The sequence below is a fragment of the Arcanobacterium pinnipediorum genome, assembly GCF_023973165.1.
Taxonomy (GTDB): domain Bacteria; phylum Actinomycetota; class Actinomycetes; order Actinomycetales; family Actinomycetaceae; genus Arcanobacterium; species Arcanobacterium pinnipediorum.
The window spans coordinates 732,459-752,072 of record NZ_CP099547.1; the positions used below are offsets into that span (position 1 = coordinate 732,459).

Annotated in this window: 18 protein-coding genes; 13 read left to right on the plus strand and 5 right to left on the minus strand. The window is 50.3% G+C overall.

Annotated features, from left to right (window positions below; genetic code table 11):
• Positions 1 to 17: 17 nt before the first annotated feature.
• Complete coding sequence (locus NG665_RS03215) at positions 18 to 3,182, plus strand: N-6 DNA methylase (protein WP_252673848.1); 3,165 nt, start codon at positions 18 to 20, stop codon at positions 3,180 to 3,182.
• Positions 3,183 to 3,190: 8 nt separating this feature from the next.
• Positions 3,191 to 3,706 (plus strand): restriction endonuclease subunit S domain-containing protein, encoded by a 516-nt coding sequence (locus tag NG665_RS03220; RefSeq protein ID WP_252673849.1) that lies wholly within the window; start codon positions 3,191 to 3,193, stop codon positions 3,704 to 3,706.
• Between the two features lie 154 nt (positions 3,707 to 3,860).
• On the opposite strand, the gene NG665_RS08740 is transcribed toward NG665_RS03220, so the two are convergent.
• From NG665_RS08740 to NG665_RS03230, 4 genes are all read right to left on the minus strand, one after another.
• On the minus strand, positions 3,861 to 4,409 hold the full coding sequence (locus NG665_RS08740; protein ID WP_353888253.1) for an IS3 family transposase: 549 nt from the start codon (positions 4,407 to 4,409) through the stop codon (positions 3,861 to 3,863).
• Entirely contained in the window at positions 4,339 to 4,878 is a 540-nt protein-coding gene (locus NG665_RS03225; RefSeq protein ID WP_252673850.1) for an IS3 family transposase, read from the minus strand. Before NG665_RS03225 ends, NG665_RS08740 begins: the two co-directional genes overlap by 71 nt.
• 228 nt (positions 4,879 to 5,106) lie before the next feature.
• Entirely contained in the window at positions 5,107 to 5,382 is a 276-nt protein-coding gene (locus NG665_RS08750) for a histidine kinase dimerization/phospho-acceptor domain-containing protein (RefSeq protein WP_353888246.1), read from the minus strand.
• Entirely contained in the window at positions 5,382 to 6,290 is a 909-nt protein-coding gene (locus NG665_RS03230; RefSeq protein WP_252673851.1) for an NAD(P)-dependent oxidoreductase, read from the minus strand. Before NG665_RS03230 ends, NG665_RS08750 begins: the two co-directional genes overlap by 1 nt.
• Positions 6,291 to 6,427: 137 nt before the next feature.
• On the opposite strand from NG665_RS03230, the gene NG665_RS03235 reads away from it, so the two are divergent.
• From NG665_RS03235 to miaA, 9 genes are all read left to right on the plus strand, one after another.
• Positions 6,428 to 9,022 (plus strand): FtsK/SpoIIIE family DNA translocase, encoded by a 2,595-nt coding sequence (locus NG665_RS03235; protein ID WP_252673852.1) that lies wholly within the window; start codon positions 6,428 to 6,430, stop codon positions 9,020 to 9,022.
• 53 nt (positions 9,023 to 9,075) lie between these two features.
• Positions 9,076 to 9,648 (plus strand): CDP-diacylglycerol--glycerol-3-phosphate 3-phosphatidyltransferase, encoded by a 573-nt coding sequence (gene pgsA / locus NG665_RS03240; RefSeq protein ID WP_252673853.1) that lies wholly within the window; start codon positions 9,076 to 9,078, stop codon positions 9,646 to 9,648.
• Between the two features lie 17 nt (positions 9,649 to 9,665).
• A complete protein-coding gene (locus NG665_RS03245) occupies positions 9,666 to 10,154 on the plus strand; it encodes a CinA family protein (protein WP_252673854.1) in 489 nt (162 codons plus the stop codon).
• Between the two features lie 132 nt (positions 10,155 to 10,286).
• Positions 10,287 to 10,640 carry a helix-turn-helix domain-containing protein gene (locus NG665_RS03250; protein ID WP_435366684.1) on the plus strand — a complete coding sequence of 118 codons (354 nt, stop codon included), beginning with the start codon at positions 10,287 to 10,289 and terminating at the stop codon, positions 10,638 to 10,640.
• A 2-nt stretch (positions 10,641 to 10,642) separates the two neighbouring features.
• Positions 10,643 to 10,879, plus strand: a complete 237-nt coding sequence (locus tag NG665_RS03255) for a DUF3046 domain-containing protein (protein ID WP_252673856.1) — start codon at positions 10,643 to 10,645, stop codon at positions 10,877 to 10,879.
• A 326-nt stretch (positions 10,880 to 11,205) separates the two neighbouring features.
• Positions 11,206 to 12,252 (plus strand): recombinase RecA, encoded by a 1,047-nt coding sequence (gene recA, locus NG665_RS03260; protein WP_252673857.1) that lies wholly within the window; start codon positions 11,206 to 11,208, stop codon positions 12,250 to 12,252.
• Positions 12,253 to 12,313: 61 nt separating this feature from the next.
• Positions 12,314 to 12,898 carry a regulatory protein RecX gene (locus tag NG665_RS03265; protein WP_252673858.1) on the plus strand — a complete coding sequence of 195 codons (585 nt, stop codon included), beginning with the start codon at positions 12,314 to 12,316 and terminating at the stop codon, positions 12,896 to 12,898.
• A 93-nt stretch (positions 12,899 to 12,991) separates the two neighbouring features.
• Positions 12,992 to 14,536 (plus strand): tRNA (N6-isopentenyl adenosine(37)-C2)-methylthiotransferase MiaB, encoded by a 1,545-nt coding sequence (gene miaB, locus NG665_RS03270; protein WP_252673859.1) that lies wholly within the window; start codon positions 12,992 to 12,994, stop codon positions 14,534 to 14,536.
• A gap of 3 nt (positions 14,537 to 14,539) precedes the next feature.
• The gene (gene miaA / locus NG665_RS03275; RefSeq protein ID WP_252673860.1) at positions 14,540 to 15,475 is read left to right on the plus strand and encodes a tRNA (adenosine(37)-N6)-dimethylallyltransferase MiaA; all 936 of its coding nucleotides are present in this window, start codon (positions 14,540 to 14,542) and stop codon (positions 15,473 to 15,475) included.
• Here the strand turns inward: miaA and NG665_RS03280 are convergent.
• On the minus strand, positions 15,447 to 16,085 hold the full coding sequence (locus tag NG665_RS03280; RefSeq protein ID WP_252673861.1) for a class I SAM-dependent methyltransferase: 639 nt from the start codon (positions 16,083 to 16,085) through the stop codon (positions 15,447 to 15,449). The two genes, miaA and NG665_RS03280, sit on opposite strands and share 29 nt — an antisense overlap.
• A 99-nt stretch (positions 16,086 to 16,184) precedes the next feature.
• Here NG665_RS03280 and hflX point away from each other — a divergent pair, with 99 nt between their 5' ends.
• Together hflX and NG665_RS03290 are read left to right on the plus strand one after the other, a co-directional pair.
• Positions 16,185 to 17,687: a GTPase HflX gene (gene hflX, locus NG665_RS03285; protein WP_252674080.1), complete on the plus strand. Its 1,503-nt coding sequence runs from the start codon at positions 16,185 to 16,187 to the stop codon at positions 17,685 to 17,687.
• Positions 17,680 to 19,614, plus strand: a complete 1,935-nt coding sequence (locus tag NG665_RS03290) for an ATP-dependent DNA helicase (protein ID WP_252673862.1) — start codon at positions 17,680 to 17,682, stop codon at positions 19,612 to 19,614. Before hflX ends, NG665_RS03290 begins: the two co-directional genes overlap by 8 nt.

Consider the following 19,614-nt stretch of genomic DNA (forward strand, 5'->3'; position numbering starts at 1 on the left):
CTTATTGTTCAATCCGTGTGGATGTGGACGATGAGAGGATTCATTACCCTGTCGAGCAGGGTATGCGTGTTGCGCGTCAAACGACCACTGATTTTTCGCATAACGAGAGTTTTGTTGTGCTTGAGTGTGTTGACCGGCTACTCGAAAAGGGCTATCGGCCTGAGGATATCGAGTTGGAAAAGAAGTGGTCACTTGGTCACCGTCTAACTGGTGGTGAGGATAGTGGTTTCGCCGACATCTGTGTCTATTCGCGAAGACAAACCCCGGAAGAGGTTAGAACGGTCTTATTCATTATCGAGTGTAAGACTTTCGGACGCGAGTTCGATATTGAACTGAAAAACATGATGCAAGATGGAGGTCAGCTTTTCAGTTACTGGCAGCAAGAACGCGCAAGCCAATACCTAGTGCTCTACGCATCCGATATCGTCGATGACACGATTAGGTACCGCACTGAAACCGTTGTATGCCAAGACGATCCTAATATTCTCAAACTCGCCGAAAAAGATACCGACGAAACCATTCGGCTCTACAAACAAGCTCGTTCAGTTACCGACTTGTTTGAAGCATGGAGCGAAACCTACGAAAAACGCCTCGTCGGTGATGTGATTTTCCGTGATGACTCCAGTGCTTACGATCCCGATGTTAAACCACTACGCAAACGTGACCTGCGTGATTTCAGCGAGAACGACAAGGTCGTGAACCGCTTCGAAGAAATTTTGCGCCACAACAACGTCTCAGACAAAGAGAACGCGTTCAACCGTCTCATCGCTCTGTTCATCTGCAAACTCGTTGATGAAATGCAAAAAGGTGACGATGACGAGGTCGAGTTCCAATACAAGGTCGGAACTGATACCTATGAGTCTCTCCAAGACCGTCTCCAACGCCTCCATAAAGAAGGCATGGAACGGTTCATGCGCGAAAAGATCTTCTACGTCCCTGACGATTACGCCGAAACAGTCGTGCAACAGTACGCAGGCAAACGCCGCGAGAACCTGATTAAAGAACTACGCGACACGTTACGTGTACTGAAGTTCTTCACCAACAACGATTTCGCCTTCAAAGACGTACACAACGAAGAACTATTCTACCAAAACGGCAAAATCGTTGTCGAAATGGTGCAACTTTTTGAGCACTACCGCATCATCGGCTCATCCGATATCCAAACGCTCGGCGACTTGTTCGAACAACTCCTGAACAAAGGCTTCAAACAAAACGAAGGGCAATTCTTCACCCCCGTGCCGATCACACGGTTCATCTGGGATGCTCTCCCAATCCAAAAAGTGATAGCCACAGATAAAGGCATTGACTATCCCAAAGTGATCGACTATGCCTGCGGTGCTGGCCATTTCCTTACCCAAGGTGTCGAAGCTGTTAACTCTGCTGTCCACGAACTCCAACCCGAAGCAGACACCTCACGCTCGTGGGTGGCAACGAAGATCTACGGTGTAGAAAAGGATTACCGGCTTGCCCGCGTGTCGAAAATTTCACTGTTCATGCATGGAGCTAGTGATGCCAACATCATCTTCGGTGACGGGTTAGAAAACTATCCCGACAAAGGCATCGAAGCGCACACTTTTGACGTGCTCGTGGCGAACCCGCCCTACGCGGTCAAAGCGTTCAAGAGCCACATGAAACTGAAGAACAATGATTTTCAGATTATCGAGCGCATCAGCAACGATGGCTCCGAAATTGAAACCCTGTTCGTTGAGCGTATCGCCCAGCTCCTCAAACCCTCAGGTGTCGCGGCAGTCATTTTGCCTTCGTCCATATTGAGCAACGATTCCACAACCTACACAGCCGCCCGCGAGCAACTCTTGCAAAACTTCTACATCCGCGCCATCGCAGGTTTCGGAAGCAAAACCTTCGGAGCAACCGGAACGAACACTGTCATCCTTTTCCTTGAACGGATCGAAGAACCACCAGTGAGGTTCAAGCTCGTCGCTGACAGTGCTGAAGCAATCCGTTCTGGTGCGCCGCTAGACGAGTGGGAAGATCAAGACATCTACGACGCCTACCTGAGCCAGATCGAGATCTCAACCGACGAATACCAACTGTTTATCGCCGAGACGGAACCGTACCAACATTTCCGTGACACGAACTATCTCAAGAACTACGTCACCGCTTTTGAAAACCAAACACACGTCAAGGCCAAGAAAAAGCAGAAAACCTTCCAACGCCTCACCACTCAAGAACAACAACGCTGGCTCGACCGGGAGTTCTACAAGTACGTTAAAGACGCAGAATTCACCAAGATTCAATACTTCGCGATGGTCTACCAGCAAACCGTCCTAGTAATCACCGCACCAACAGACAACGGTGCGCAAAAAGAATTCCTCGGCTACGACTGGAGCAACCGCAAAGGAAACGAAGGAATCAGCATCACCAAACCAGGCGGCATGCTCTACAACCCCGACAACCGATTCGACAATAACACCCTAGCCGGACTCGTGCGCGGCACCTTCGATTCAACCCAACGCGTCCTTGAAACCCATAAAGACTACTACCAGTACATCCCGCTCAAAGACATGATCGACTTCAGCAGGGTGTCTTTCAATCAGGCAATGAATTTGTCAGTTTCGTCGAAAACTAGCATCGACAGCAAGTACCCGCTCTTTCCTCTTGGGGAGAAGGTTGAAGTGAAAATTGGTGGAACGCCTGCACGAGCAATTGACGAATATTTTCACGGCTCGAATCTCTGGGTGTCCATTAGCGAAATGAATGGTCAGGTAATCACTGACACAAAAGAAAAGATTACAGATGAGGCAGTTCAGAACTCGAACGTAAAATTGATTCCCAAGGGGACGACCTTACTTAGTTTTAAACTCAGCATCGGAAAAACGGCGATAGCGGGCGAAGACCTGTATACCAACGAAGCTATTGCTGCACTCATTCCAAAAACACCGGAAATATTGGATTCCTACCTTTTCGCCTTATTCTCCAGCGGAATGATCGATTTGCAAAATACGGGAAACAAAGCATTCGGCAAGAGCCTGAATAGCGCTTATCTTCGTTCGGAGGTAAGCATTCCAGTCCCGCCTAAAGATATTCAAGAAACAATCGTCCACGCCTTCCAAATAATTGATGAGGAATATCAGAACACGCGGATGACGATCGAGGACTATCGCGCCAAGATCGAGAAACTTTTTGCCGACCTTGAAGTGATCCGGGGGGGCAAACCCTAAGCCTTGATGTGGTTGCCCGCTTTATTTCTGAGCGGATCAGCGGAGCTTTGATTAACTCGGTTGATTACGTGACAACAGGCAACATGATCAAGAATGCTCAGGGCGTGACTGTATTTGATGGCGTCGTACCTGATTCAGGGGTTCACGCTTACAAGGTTAACGACATTTTACTTTCGAATATTCGCCCCTACTTGCAGAAGATTTGGCAAGCCGACCGTGATGGCGGTGCATCGACTGATGTTCTTGTGCTGCGCACCACGAGGGAATACGATCCGCGTTTCCTCTACTACCAGATGCGGCGCAAGAAGTATTTTGACTACGTCATGGAAGATGTCAGCGGCGTGAAGATGCCACGAGGTAAAAAGCCTCACATCTTGAAATTCCAAATCCTTGATATTCCGCTAACCGAGCAGGTCGAGATCGCTGATCAGGTGTCACAGATTGACGAAGCTATTCATGACCTTGAGCGGCGGCTAACCGAGTTGGAGGGAAAGAAAAAGAGCGTCCTAAGCCAATATCTCTAGAATGCTTGATTACTTAGTGGTTTAGAGCGTGTATGTATCATGACCGTTTGGTTCCATCCCCGGTTGGTGGGATGGGCGGTCTTTCTGATGAGTGGAAGAAGTGTGGCATATTGGTATGAACCCTGTTTGTTAGACAGCGAGTTCGTATTCTTGTCTATAGTTTAGTTTCTCTGATGTGCAGCCTACTTACGATTCGTTGGGTGTTCCACCAGTGGATATATTCACTGATGATTCGTTGAAGACTTGCATGTCCGCTACGTGCGCCCCTGGAGAGGTCGACTTCAGTTTTTAGTCGAGCAAAGAAGGATTCTGCTGGCGAGTTGTCCAGACAGTTTCCTTTCCTCGACATGGACTGTCGTACTCCCAAAGTTCCTAAGAGCTTGCGGTAGTCTTCTGAGAAGTATTGACTTCCCTGATCACTATGAATAATAACGTCTTGCAAGCTGTGCTTTTGACTATAGTCGCGCACCATCCCTGTGACAAGGGTTGAATCTGGCGAGGTGGACAAGCGCCATGCCACCACTTCGTTATTAAACAGATCAGTTAAAGGTGACAGGTAATACCAGGTTCGACCCCACTTGATCTGTGTAATATCCGTGACCAAGCACTTACCGGGTTGCGAAACACCAAAGTTACGTTGTAACCGGTTGGGAATACGAGCAAGTGTTCGAAGCGAACGACTTATAACGTTTACGTCTGGGATGCATTCCGTATAGCCCTGCTTGGCGCATCAAGCGGGCAACCTTCTTATGGTTCATACACCGTCCTTCATGGCCCTGAAAACCACGGCGTATCAGATCAGTCAGGCGTCGATACCCATACCTTCCATGAGCATACGCATATGCTTGCTTCACCAGCTCTAGATTAGTATCTATCCGGCCAGCATTTTTCAACACCCAATAGTATGTTGACCGGGCAAGCCCAACAATCTGGCAGAGTCTTGATACTCGATAGCGGGCTTTAAGGGTTGTGACCAAGCGGATCAAGAATGCCTGCCACGTGTCATTCTCCTCCCTCAAAGCGCAAGATTTTTCCAAGATCTCCACGTGCAACGCATCAAGATCCACACGGGCCCGCTCACTGCTAGCTTCCTGCTTGGCAGCTTCGATATGCTGGCGAACTTCAGCCAACCACTGACCCCACTGGCTGATCTCTCTACCCGCTTTCACCATCAAGCGACCGCGATCCGACTTCCGTTTTCAATTCTATTGGCCAGGTACGAAATGACGGGGCCTTTCGTGCATGGTCGATACCATGCACGTCAGCCTCTCGACAAAACGACGCGCAGTTTCATACGCAACTCCCGATAAACGCGCGCAATCACTAATAGAAACCCCTTTGGCATACAAGCGTAAAACCCTCGAACGCCGTTCCTTAGCCTTCCGACTCTAACAGTCCTTTCACATCAGAACTGTCCAACTACAAGGGTTCATCTCAGAACTGATTGGACCCAAATCCCCAGTCGTCAGGATCTCCGAGGCGCCATTGATAACTGTCAATGGAGTTCGGATTTCGTGAGAAAGATATGCTGGGCAAACAAGGTTGGATAAGACGCGCTGCTGTAGAGTGGCGTTTTGTTGCCGTGTTTTGCGTAGCAAACGGTACGTCCATAAACACATGACTGTGCTGATGCCGCACAGTGTCGTCAATGTGACCAATAGTATGGCCATGAGCATTAACGTCGAATTATGTTTTCGAGTTCTTCACCAGCGAACAGGTGGCGAACTTGGCGTTCAATCAACCGCTCAAGGCGTGGTGCTAAAGCCTGCGAATATCCACCGTTGTGTGCTGAGATAAGTACGTTGGGATGAGTGTAGAGCACATGGCCAGCAGGTAAAGGTTCGGGATCAACGACGTCGAACGCGAAACGTAACCGGTCTGCATGCTTGACCATCGCATCGGTATCAGCAACCACGCCACGGGCCATATTGACAACCAACGCATCGTCTTTGAGCAAGCTTAAAAATTCGTCATCAACTAAGGCACGTGTCTCGTCAGTTGCCGGAACGATCACAATAACAATATCGGCATCCGGTAATAATTGCGGAAGCTGGGAGGTGGCGAAAATATGGCCATCGGCGTCGTCACGTTCAGTGCGCCCAACGCGAACCAGATCGACCTCGAAAGGTGCTAAGCGTTGCGCGATCGCAGTTCCTACACCGCCCACGCCTATCAAGACTACTCGCTTATCGGCAAGACCATGCGAATAGAAGGTATCCCATGTGCCAGCCGCTTGGGACTTTACCGAACGCGGAACCTGGCGTTGCATCGCAAGGGTGAGCGTAAGGGTGAGTTCTGCCGTAGACGTTTCATGCACAGTTTTTGCGTTCGCTAAAATATGGTGGTCGCCAAGATACGGCAACACTGCCTCGTATCCGAGGGTTGAGCATTGCAGATAGGTGAAGTCGACGTCTTCAAGGAAACGATACTCAGGATTACCATCAACCAACGGGGTCACAACCATGTCGATTTTCTTCACCGGTGCCGGACCGCGAAGATCCCAATCGACGATCTCAACATCGGAATTAAATTTTTCTAAAACATCTCGAACGATCTTGTTCGGTGAAGAAATAATAATAGTCATATCTTAAGAGTAGTACACGCAAGCGATTTGGGTCGCAATCATTATCTAACCGGCGTGCCACAGGTGAAGTAGCCTAAGAATCGTCTTAGGCTAGCTAACAGCTATGCCCGTTGTGTAGCTTAAGAGGAGGGAAGATAGTGGCACGGTCTGGATCAGCCGAGAGTTCATCACGTAAACCGAAGAAACCGGTACGCACAAAAGCCGAACCAGAAACACCGGCACCGAGTGCGTCAGATCGTATTCTTGGCGGTAATGGTGGCCGACTCTTCATACTCATCGTTCTAACCATTACCGTAGCGTTGCGTGAATGGTTTGGTTTAGCTGGCGTGATCGGTCCAGTCATCCACCACGCCACCGCAGGCATTGTTGGATTACTTTCTATCTTCGTGCCGATTGTTCTTCTCGGTATCATTGTCAAACTCTTCTGGCGCTCGCACGCCGATTCAACCCCGCGATTCATGGTTGGTATTGCGCTGGTTGTGGTTGGACTAACCGGAATGATCCATATCTTCATGGGCCAACCTATGGTTACCGACGGGTTTGCCACTATTGAAGGCGCCGGTGGCTTGGTTGGTTTCATCGTCGGAACCGGCCTAGCAAAGTTGCTATCAGTGTGGGGTGCGATACCTTCGTTGATCCTCCTCATCATGTACGCACTCTTATTTGCCACCGGAACCTCAATCAAAGACATTATCGATTGGGTGGCCAACAAGCGTGCCCAGCGAGCCGAATTCGAGCCAGAACACTCCCCGTCACTTCCTTTCGATCATCCCGAAGATATCGATAACGACGACGAACCGGTTTCGCGGTTGCGCCGGCCACGGAAAAAATCACGCGCTGACGAAGATAGCCAACTTCGCAACTCAGGCAGCGGTGATAAACCGCGAAACGTTGCAACCAAGCCAGCTCCACGTGCACTGCCAGCCCAACCAGTGAGCGAACCGGATCGCAAACCGCCACATCCAGAGCCACTGCCAGAACGCATCGAGCAACTTGAACTGGCCTCAAATATCACCTACACCTTGCCTTCGCTGGAAATGCTCAAACAAGGACCGCCACATTTGGAACGCTCGGCTGTCAACGACAAAGTAGTTGAGTCGCTAACCCGAGTATTTTCCGAATTCGCTATCGACGCCGAAGTGACTGGATTTTCGCGCGGACCAACAGTAACCCAGTATGAAGTTGAGCTCGGCCCGGGCGTCAAGGTCGATAAGATCGAGTCACTATCAAAGAACATCGCCTACGCGGTGGCATCTTCAGACGTTCGTATTCTCTCTCCGATCCCTGGGAAGTCGGCTGTTGGTATTGAAATTCCCAATGCCGATCGTGAAACTGTTCTCCTTGGCGACGTACTACGTTCGTCTGTGGCACGCAAACAACACCATCCGCTCGTCGTCGGTGTCGGAAAAAATGTTGGCGGGCAATACGTCGTCGCCAACCTTTCGAAGATGCCGCACTTGCTTGTGGCCGGTGCTACCGGAGCTGGTAAGTCCTCGTTTATTAATTCGATGATCACCTCGATTATGGTGCGGGCAACTCCAGAACAGGTTCGTATGATTTTGGTTGATCCCAAGCGAGTGGAATTAACTATCTATGCTGGTATCCCACACCTGATTACCCCCATTATCACCAATCCCAAGAAGGCTGCTGAAGCGCTGGAATGGGTTGTGCGTGAGATGGATCAACGCTATGACGATCTTGCTGCCTATGGGTTTAAGCATATCGACGACTTCAACGCTGCTGTGAAATCCGGGAAAGTAACGGCCCACGAAGGTTCGCAACGTAACCTGCAACCATATCCTTATCTGCTCGTCGTCGTCGACGAACTCGCAGATTTAATGATGGTTGCTCCGCGTGACGTTGAAGCCTCTATTCAACGCATCACTCAACTTGCGCGAGCAGCCGGGATTCATCTAGTGCTTGCTACTCAGCGCCCATCAGTAGATGTTGTCACTGGTCTGATTAAGGCTAATGTTCCCTCGCGCCTGGCATTTTCGACGTCGTCGGCCACAGATTCGCGCACGATTCTTGATTCGGTGGGTGCCGAAAAACTTATCGGAATGGGAGATGCGTTGTTTGCGCCAGCTGGTTCGATGAAACCGATGCGTGTGCAAGGCGCGTGGGTTGATGAAGAAGAAATCAGCGCTACGGTCAAACATGTTAAAGCTCAAATGCGCCCCACCTATAGGGATGACGTCATTCCAAAGCCTGGCGAAGCAAAGAAAGTCGATGATGAAATCGGAGACGATCTCGATGTCTTGCTCCAAGCTGCAGAACTTGTTGTCAATACCCAGTTCGGTTCGACGTCGATGCTACAGCGCAAGTTGCGTATCGGTTTTGCCAAAGCAGGGCGGATGATGGATTTGCTGGAATCGCGTGAAATCGTGGGTCCAGGCACTGGTGGAAAGGCGCGCGATGTGCTGGTTACCCCAGATCAACTTGATGACGTCATTGCCTTAATTAAGGGCGAAGATGTTGATTTGTCTGCGCCTAAAGACGATCAGGGCAATGACGAGGTGGATAACGTTGGCACCCAAATCGTTGACAGTCGCGTGTATGCCGATGCCGATCTCGATACCGATTCTGCCACGGTTGTGATGCCATCTCAGCGCTACGAGAATGATCCGTTAGAGGCAACTAGCGAAATCCCGATTGCGCAAAACTGGTACGACGATGAGCAAGACGACGAAGGTGAATCTGGCGAAGACGCTTGGCAGCTAACTGGCCGGTGAAGCTTTTCGGTGCGTTGGTGACATATCTGTGAGAAAAGCTTTATGATAGAAGCGTGAAAGAAAAGCGCATCTCAAATTTTAATATCGCTAACGTGCTCACGGTTATTCGACTGATTCTCGTGCCATTATTTATCGTGGCTTTTATCGAAGATACTGATCCGCGGCGCTGGTTGGCGTGGGGAATCTTTGCGATTGCTGCTTTTACAGATAAGCTCGATGGTCATTATGCGCGCAAGTACAATATGGTGACCAATTTCGGAAAGCTCGCTGATTCCATTGCGGATAAGGCGCTGATTATTTCCGGACTTTTGTTGCTGTCATGGCATGAACGCCTGTGGTGGTGGGTGACGATCGTGTTTATTGTGCGCGAATTTGGCATCACCTTTATGCGTATGGTTATGGTCAAGAAAAAGGTCATGGCTGCCGGAATGGGCGGCAAGATCAAGATGGTTGCGCAATCATTCGGTATTGCGGGTCTGATTTTGCCGTGGCATACATTTTTACCGCTGGGTTTTGCGCAATTCTTGGTTTATGCATCCTATGGTTTGATCGGGATTGGCCTCGTATTCGCTATTAGTAGTGCGGTGGAGTATATTCTTGAGGCTCGTAAAATTACCCGGCCCTAACATGCGGGGTAGTATCTGTGGATGATAAACGAGAGAAGTTAGCACAAGCAGTGCTAGATCATTGCGCGGCACAAGGCTTGACACTAGCGGTTGCAGAGTCGCTCACTGGCGGTGAATTGGCTAGTACTCTGGTGTCAATCCCCGGTGCGTCCCGCGTTTTTCGAGGTGCGGCGGTGACCTACGCGACTGACTCCAAAGCTAGTGTTTTAGGTGTTGACGCGCAACGTTTGGCGCGCTGTGGTCCAGTAGACGAAGAAGTTGCCAAACAAATGGCCAGCGGTGTAGGTGCGTTATTTGATTCTGATCTCGCGCTCGCCACAACTGGAGTTGCTGGACCTGGCCCTGCAGACGGGCACAACCCAGGTCATGTGTGGATTGGGCTGTGGCGACGGGGCATAGGCGCACAAGCCTTCGTCTATGATTTTTCCGGAGATAGGGCGGATGTGAGACATCATACAGTGATAGCTAGTTTATCGCGGATTCTAGCGGTTCTGGAACGTGATTGAGAGCTATTTCAGGCGCTATTCAGGCAATTCACAGGTTGGCTTGGGAAGATATTTACATCAAGAGGCGTTGAGCTTATTGATGAAAGCTAAAGCCGAGAGCTAAACAACTTGGCAAGAAGAGGTTAAATAAAGATGACTATGAATGACACGACCCGCGAAACAGTCCTATTCCGTCGTGAATTAGGTGAAGTGCTTCGTGAGTACCGTCAGCGTCAGGGGCGCACGTTGCGTGAAGTTTCTTCTGATGCTCGAGTCTCACTCGGTTACCTTTCAGAAGTTGAACGTGGCCAGAAGGAAGCGTCCTCTGAATTGCTACAATCGATTTCGATGGCATTGAACGTGCCAATGAGTCATGTGTTACGCCTTGTTGCTGATCGCATTGACATTGCCGAAGGTCGTATCCCACCGATGATGCGCAAGCCTCGTATTCCAGATTCTGTTCCAGAGTCAATCGTTCGTGCTGAGTTAGCTGCTATGCGTGGCTAAACATGAAGCACACCGAGTTTTGGCAGTGTGTTGAGCGAGCTTTTCCAGATGGATTAGGCCACGGATTAGTACAGGATCTGGTTTTGCCAGAGCTTGGTTCGCGAACCGCACAGCAAGCTTTAGAAGATCATATTGATCCACAAATTGTGTGGAGTGCATTGCGCAAAACTATGGATCTTCCCGAAAAATTCGATTTTCTACACAAGATTCATCCGCGTGATGTGAATCTTGATCTGTAAGAAAAGGCGGATGACTTTATGTCATCCGCCTTTCTTGTTGTGTGGTGGCCAGGTGTAGGCAAATAGTTGCCCGAATATGGCTGATCACAGATGTGTGGCCGTTGTGGTAGCAGAGCGCTGGAGTGTCGAGTGGAAATCGAACAAGTGTTCGGTTAATGTTGTCCACGGAACGCGTTGATAGGTATGTCTTTCCACAGATATATCTATGTCATCGTTTTATGTCGGAGGTCAGGCATAAGCTGTTCTCACGAGGTTCTCGGAGAGGGAGCCTTGTGTGAGTGACCTGTTCTGTTCATTAATTACTATCACGGATGTGAGGAAGCTAGATGGCTGCACAAAACAAGGAAGCGCGTACTAAAGCGCTAGAAACTGCTCTTGGTCAGATCGATCGGCAGTTTGGTAAAGGCTCAGCTATGCGGTTAGGGGATGCGCCGCCGCAGCGTGTTGCAGTTATTCCTACTGGATCTCTTGCTCTCGATGTTGCACTAGGAATCGGCGGCTTACCTCGCGGACGAGTGGTAGAAGTTTATGGTCCAGAATCGTCAGGAAAAACAACTGTTGCATTGCATGCAGTTGCCAATGCACAAAAAATGGGAGGCATTGCTGCGTTTATTGATGCAGAGCACGCCTTGGATCCCGAATATGCTAAAAAGCTCGGCGTAGATACTGATGCTCTCATTGTTTCTCAACCTGATACGGGCGAACAGGCACTCGAGATTGCGGATATGCTTATTCGCTCTGGAGCTTTAGATATTATTGTTATTGATTCGGTGGCAGCGCTTGTTCCGAAGGCTGAAATTGAAGGTGAGATGGGCGATTCGCACGTTGGTTTGCAGGCTCGTCTTATGTCACAAGCGTTGCGTAAGCTCACTGGTGCGCTTTCGGCTGCGGGCACTACTGCGATCTTTATTAATCAGTTGCGAGAAAAAATTGGCGTTTTCTATGGGAATCCAGAAACAACGACCGGTGGAAAAGCGCTAAAGTTTTATGCGTCGGTTCGCTTGGATGTTCGTCGCATTGAAACGCTCAAGGAAGGATCTACTCCGGTAGGTAACCGTACGCGTGTCAAAGTTGTGAAGAACAAGATGGCACCACCTTTTAAGCAGGCGGAATTCGATATCCTCTACGGCAAAGGTATTTCTTCTGAGGGTGGCATTATTGATCTCGCTGTGGATACCGGAATCGTGCGTCGCTCTGGGTCATGGTACACCTACGAAGGTGATCAACTTGGCCAGGGCAAAGAAAAGGCGCGGCAGTTTTTGTTAGATAATCCGGAAATTTCTGATGAGATCGAGCGCAAAGTTTTGGCCTCGATCGGTATTGAGAAAGACGGCACGCCGATCGAAGATCCTGAGCAAGCTCCAGAATTGTAGAAGTGACGTGTGAGGTAACGTCTGTAGAAATTGTTACCTCACCTCGATGCGGGGAATAAGTATGGTTGACTATGCTCACGATGCAGATGAAAAACCTCTACGGCGTAGCTATCGTTCGGCCAGTGAAGTTGCGCAGCGAAAAATAGAACGGGCACGAGCTCGCAGTGAGGAAGAGTGGGTGCAGTACGCGAAAGACTTATGCTATCGGCAGCTAGGGATGATGGAACGATCTGTTGCCCAACTACGCCAGTCTATGGAGCGTAATCTTGTACCAGCCCATATTGTGCAATCGACGCTAGAAGCTTTTATCGAAGCTGATCTTGTTAACGATAAGCGCTTTGCAATGATGTTTGTACGATCAAAATTTGCTGAAAAGACGATTTCACGCCGTGGTCTACATCAAGAGCTATCCCGGCGTGGAATCAGCCCTGAGCTTGCACGTCGTGCTCTTGAACAGATCGATGATGAAGATGAGCGGCAAGCTGCACTCGAGTTTGCACGGCGTAAGATTCGGACGATGCGCACGGAAGAGCAACATGTTGCTAAACGGCGGTTGTATAGTGCGTTAGCTCGGCGTGGATTTTGTGCTGACCATATCAATCATGCGTTGAGCCAGGCGCTGGAAACACTTGAGATAGATATATAGTGCGGTTAAAATCGCACCCAGTTCAAGGTGCTTGTCGATAATACCTCTATTAGACTGACCGGTTGTAGAACGTAAGAGATGGATGGGCAATCGATGCATAATATACAGGGAAGTTCAGATATAAAGACTTATGCTGTGCGCACTCTCGGGTGTCAGATGAATGTGCATGATTCTGAGCGACTAGCAGGATTGTTGGATTCTGCTGGGGTAGTACCTGTAGAACTGGTACCTGAAAAGGCTGCTCGGGCAACTGAAGCTGGTGATCAAGGAGCCGATATTCTTGTTATCAATACCTGCTCAGTTCGTGAAAACGCAGCAAATAAGCTCTTTGGACATCTTGGCCAACTCAAAGCTGTCAAAGATGCTCGCCCCGGTATGCAGATCGCAGTAGGAGGATGTTTAGCCCAGCAGCTCCGTGAAGGTATTGTCGAACGCGCGCCGTGGGTAGATGTTGTTCTTGGTACCCATAATCTTGATGTTCTGCCAGCTTTGCTCGAACGGGCTCGGCATAATAACAAAGCTGCAGTCGAAATCGAAGAAGCACTCAAAGTTTTCCCATCAACCCTGCCAACCCATCGCGAATCTGTATATGCAGGATGGGTATCGATCTCAGTGGGTTGTAACAATACATGTACATTTTGTATCGTTCCACATCTGCGCGGCAAAGAACGTGATCGGCGCCCAGGTGAGATTCTTTCCGAAATCGAAGCAGTCGTCGCGCAGGGTGCCATTGAAGTGACTTTGTTAGGGCAAAACGTCAACTCCTACGGCGTCGGCTTTGGAGATCGCGGAGCTTTTGCTAAATTATTGCGCGCTTGCGGCGATATTGAAGGCCTGGAGCGCGTACGTTTCACCTCCCCACATCCAGCTGCATTTACCGATGACGTTATCGAGGCTATGGCGCAAACTCATAATGTCATGCCCTCTCTTCACATGCCGTTACAGTCTGGATCAGATGCGATCTTGCGGGCCATGCGCCGATCCTATAGATCCTCAAAGTTCCTTGGCATACTTGAACGGGTTCGAGAACAGATTCCACATGCAGCTATCACAACTGACATCATTGTTGGTTTCCCAGGCGAAACAGAAGAAGATTTCCAAGCCACTCTCGATATTGTTGAACAATCTCGGTTTGCCTCGGCTTTTACCTTCCTATACTCGCCGCGGCCGGGAACCCCGGCAGCTGATATGGATAATCAAGTACCCGCAGAGATTGCCTCCGAACGCTATCAACGCCTGCACGAGCTTCAAAAACGCATTACTCTCGAAGAGAATGAAAAACTTATTGGGCAGCGAGTCGACGTATTGATTGCTAGTGGTGAAGGGCGCAAAGACGCAGCGACATCGCGCATCACTGGGCGTGCCGCTGATAATCGCTTAGTCCATATCGCAGTGCCCGAAGGCCTGGCTAGTCAGCCGCGCCCAGGTGACATGGTTTCAGCTACTGTCACCCATGCTGCACCCTCGCACCTAGTAGCAGATTCAGCACTAACTGGCGGACTTTTCGAAGTACGGGCAACTCGGGCTGGAGACGCTTACGAGTCAGGTGAACGCCGCAAGGCACAGCTTGCCGAAGAAGCAGCTGGTCGAGCTCCAGTAGCCCTCGGAATTCCGGGCATTCCGGTTCGAAAGAACTAACGTATGGCGCTGCCAGTCATTGCTCTTGTCGGGCCAACAGCTGCGGGGAAAACAGCACTCTCTATTCGCTTAGCGTACGCACTTGGCGGACCAGAAAAAGTGGAAATAGTTTCTGCAGATGCTATGCAACTCTATCGTGGCATGGATATTGGTACAGCTAAGATTACGGCCGAAGAACGTAAGAACATCACTCATCATCAGATCGACGTCATAGATATTTCTCAGGCCGCATCTGTTGCCGCCTATCAAAAACATGGACGAGACAATATTGCACAGATCCATGCGGCAGGGAAAATACCGCTCGTGGTGGGTGGTTCGGGACTCTATGTCAGTGCGCTATTAGATGAACTCAATTTCCCGGGAACTGATCCACGTATCCGTAGCGAACTCGAAGATATCGCCGAAACCCGAGGCCTCGAACCCCTCATCGCAGAACTCTTTGACAAAGATCCGGTATCGGCACGCACCATCAATCTGGCAAACCCGCGCCGAGTTATTCGAGCACTCGAAGTTGTTCGCCTCACCGGGAAGTCCTATACGCCAGTATTTCCGCGTCACACAAGCCATTATCCGAACACAATACACCTCGGAGTGCGCACAGAGCGCAATGAACTTGACCGTCGCATTGCCGCCCGTGCACAGAACATGTTCGATACGGGCCTCATTGACGAAACTCGTGCTCTTCTCGATCAGGGGCTACGCGAAAGCCCCACTGCACATAAAGCAACTGGGTATGCGCAGGCCATCGACGTCATCGATCACAAAATCAACGTCGCTCAAGCAGTTGACGCAGTTGCATTCCATACCCGCCGGCTAGCTAAAAAACAACGCACCTGGTTCCGGCCAGATCCACGCGTCTCGTGGATAGATATTGAGCCCCAGCATCTAGAACATGCTACCGACCAAGCGCTTAACGTGATTGAGCACGCACGTGGATAACCCGAAATCCTTTTGCTGATCCCAGTTTTTCTGCAGGGAATCCTTGATTGTTGAGCCATGCTATCAGTGGATCGGCGCCTAAATTCTTCTGAACAACTAAAAACGCCTGGCCGGTTGGAGATAACTTTCCAAGCCACGTCAATAACAGTTCGTGCAGGCCAGCTTTACCGATCCGAATCGGGGGATTAGACCATAACACGTCAATACCACGATGCGTTCCGGCGTCGATTTCAGCCTGGAGTTGATCTGCCAATTCCTCTGCCGCTTTAACCTCAACATTAGTAAAGCCACAGTCGGCAACATTACCTCGTGTTAAGTCCAGGGCGCGCTGATTAACATCACATGCCACAACTCGGGCGTGCGGATAAGAGTGTGCTAAACCTAAAGTCAGTGGACCCCAGCCACATCCGATGTCAGCGACGAGCCCGCCTGGATCGACCTCGATAATAGGGACTTTATGGAGGAAAACAGCACTGCCTTTGTCTAGACCAGCCGGAGAGAAAACCCCGCTATCAGTTGTCACAGACCAAGTTCGGCCCAGCGCAGAGTAGGTGCGAATAAGCGGAGTAGAAGGACTGAGCGGCGAATCTGAAAAATAATGATCATTCACCCTACAAAGATACGTTGCCGCACAATAGATGTCCATGCTGTACCGGCACGCAGAAAGTGAGATAATAGGAAATACGTAATTTCACCAAAGGAGATTTCAATTTCTGAACCAAAGCCACCGCGGCAAGCTCACGACGAAAACGACCTATCCAAAGCCGGACGTGTCGATCTTAGTTCCTATGAGGGAACTGCGCTTCAAGAAAATCCTGCCTATGATGGACAATGGGCGGGCCAATCACTCGAACGTGAAGAGCGTTCCTCACTGCGCAGAGCAACCAGTCTCGCTACGCAACGAGACGATAAAGTCGACGTCGAATACCGCCAATTGCGCCTCGAGCGCGTTGTCCTTGTGGGACTGTGGCGCGAGGGATCATATGAAGGCGCCCAAGATTCACTGCGAGAGCTCGCGGCACTAGCAGAAACTGCTGGCTCAACCGTGCTTGATGGTCTGATCCAAAAACGCCAACTTCCAGATCCAGCAACCTATCTCGGTTCGGGTAAAGCACAAGAACTTGCCCAGATAGTCGAAAGTAGCGGAGCTGACACGGTTATTGTCGATTCAGAATTAGCACCCTCCCAACGCCGGGCACTCGAAGACGTCGTGAAGGTCAAAGTCATTGACCGCACTGCGTTAATCCTCGATATTTTCGCTCAACATGCCAAGTCTAAAGAGGGTAAAGCTCAAGTTGAACTAGCCCAGCTCGAATATCTTCTACCACGCCTACGTGGCTGGGGTGAATCGATGTCGCGCCAAGCCGGTGGTCGAGTCGCTGGAGGTGCCGGAATCGGTTCGCGTGGCCCGGGTGAAACTCAGCTCGAATTAGATCGACGTCGAATCCGCACCCGAATGGCGAAGTTGCGCGCCGATATTAAGGCGATGGAACCAGCACGTGCCACCCGGCGCGCCTCACGGACTAAAAACTCCGTGCCAGCCGTCGTCGTCGTAGGATATACCAATGCTGGGAAATCTTCCCTTCTCAATACGCTCACTGGTTCCGGAGTACTTGTCGAAAATGCTCTTTTTGCAACCCTCGACCCTACGGTCCGACGCACTCAAACAGAACAAGGACGTGAATATACTCTGACAGATACCGTCGGATTTGTTCGAAACCTTCCTACCCAACTGGTTGAAGCCTTCCGTTCTACCCTTGAAGAAGTTGGTTCAGCAGACCTACTCTTACACGTCGTCGATGCCTCCCATCACGATCCGGTCAGCCAGATTCAAGCAGTACGTAGCGTTTTATCTGACGTACCGGGTGCGCAAAACGTCTATGAACTCATTGTGCTATCTAAAGCAGATTTAGCTGACCCTATCGATGTGGCTATGCTCCGTAGCCGATACCCCGAAGCAATGTTAGTTTCTGCCGTAACGGGTCAGGGGATACCAGAACTCAATGAGCGTATCGCTGAGTTATTACCACGCCCCGAGGTACTCATCGATGTTACGGTTCCGTTTTCACGTGGCGATATAGTTTCGCGCATCCATGACGACGGCGAAATTTTCGCTGAAACATTCACCGAAGCAGGCACACATATCAATGCCCATGTCACTGAAGAAATCGTTGGAATGCTTCATGATGCTGGATTGATGTCGCGTGAGTGATCTGGAAGATTTGCTCAGTGCAGTTGTTGCCTCAGTTGGCGGCAGTACCCGCCAAGGGCAGGTGGACATGGCACACCGCGTTTGCGAGGCGTTAACCGATCGTGGTCATCTCTTAATTCAAGCCGGTACGGGGACGGGGAAGTCGTTTGGCTATCTCGTGCCGGTGTTGCAGTGGTCGGCAACTACTGGCAAACGTGCCATTATCTCCACGGCAACCTTGGCCCTACAACGCCAAATCATGCTTCATGATGCACCGCGCGTTAAGGATGTTATCCATGAAGAGCTCAAAACTCATGTCGAGGTAGCTCTCCTTAAAGGTTGGAACAACTATGTATGCCTGCGCAAAGCAACTGGCGGGTATCCAGAAGAAGGCACGCTGCTTTCACGCGCCGAAGGCGAGGTAGGGGCAACTGCTACTGGTGAAGAAGTGATGCGGGCTCGTCAGTGGGCGATGAGCACTGACACTGGAGATCGCGACGATCTAGTTCCAGGTGTCTCTGATCGTGCCTGGGCACAAGTCTCGGTGCCTAAAAAAGAATGTATCGGTGATAAATGCCCAGTGCGGCAGAGCTGTTTTCCGTATTTGGCACGTGAAAAGGCTGATGATGCACAGGTGGTTGTCACTAATCATGCAATGCTGGGAGTGGCTGCGACGGGGTTAGCGGTCTTGCCAGCGGCTGATGCTTATATTGTAGATGAAGCACATGATCTGGCAGACCGAGTCACATCTCAATTAACCCGGAAACTGTCTAAATACGAAATTAGCGGTGTGGCGCGGTTACTGCGGCGCAGCGGTTTAGACGATGCCGGGTTAGATGAATGTAGTGATGAGCTCAACGAGTTGTTATCTGAGTTGCCCGAAGGTCGTCTAACTGAACTAGCTCAAGATTTTCTTGATGTGATTGCCCGGATTTTGGGCCGATTGCAGGTTGCTAGTGAGGATATTTCTGGGTTGTCTAACCTCGATGAAGAACAGGCGACGACGAAGTATATTTTGCGGTCGCGAGTCCAAGAACTCCAAGAGCTTTGTAGTGATGTGCTTAGCGATGCCGTTGGTGATGATCGGCTTGTGGTATGGAAGGCTGAATTTGGTGAGGCAAACCCAGCAATGTATATTGCGCCTTTAGATGTTGCTCATTCTTTGGCAGATAATTTGTTTGAAGATCAGCCAACGATCTTGACGTCAGCGACGTTAAAAATTGGCGACTCGTTCGAGGCGATGGCTAGTCGCGCCGGTTTGACCTTTCCTAGCCAGGGCCCGTGGGAAGGAGTAGATGTTGGAAGCCCATTTGTTCCGGAAAAGCAGGGCGTACTTTATGTTGCTGGGCATTTACCTGTTCCTGGTAAGGAAGGGTATGGCGAGGAGCAACTGCAAGAAATCACTGAGCTGATTCAGGCCAGTGATGGTGGGGCATTGGCGTTGTTTACATCTCGCGCTGGTGCATTGCGGGCAGCAGAATATGTGCGTCAACGCAGTGATCTTCCGGTTTTTGTGCAAGGTGAAGATCAGTTATCGACGTTGGTGGCTAACTTTACGCGCGATGAGCAGGCGTGTTTGTTTGGCACGTTATCGTTGTGGCAAGGGGTTGATGTTCCGGGGCGGACCTGCCGGTTAGTCATTATTGATCGGATACCGTTTCCGCGTCCCAACGATCCGCTGACCCAAGCCCGCACGGATGCGGTTGTGCGAGCTGGCGGTAACGGTTTTATGAGTATTGCGGCAACGCAGGCAGCACTATTATTGGCCCAGGGAGCCGGGCGGTTGTTGCGGCGTTCGTCTGATCGTGGGGTGGTGGCAGTTCTCGATCCGCGATTAATGACGGCTCGTTATGCTGGTTTCCTGCTCGCTTCGATGCCTCGGATGTGGCGCACAGCCGATCCGAAGATGGTTCGCGAAATATTGGAGCGATTAGCTAACGAAAGCTGA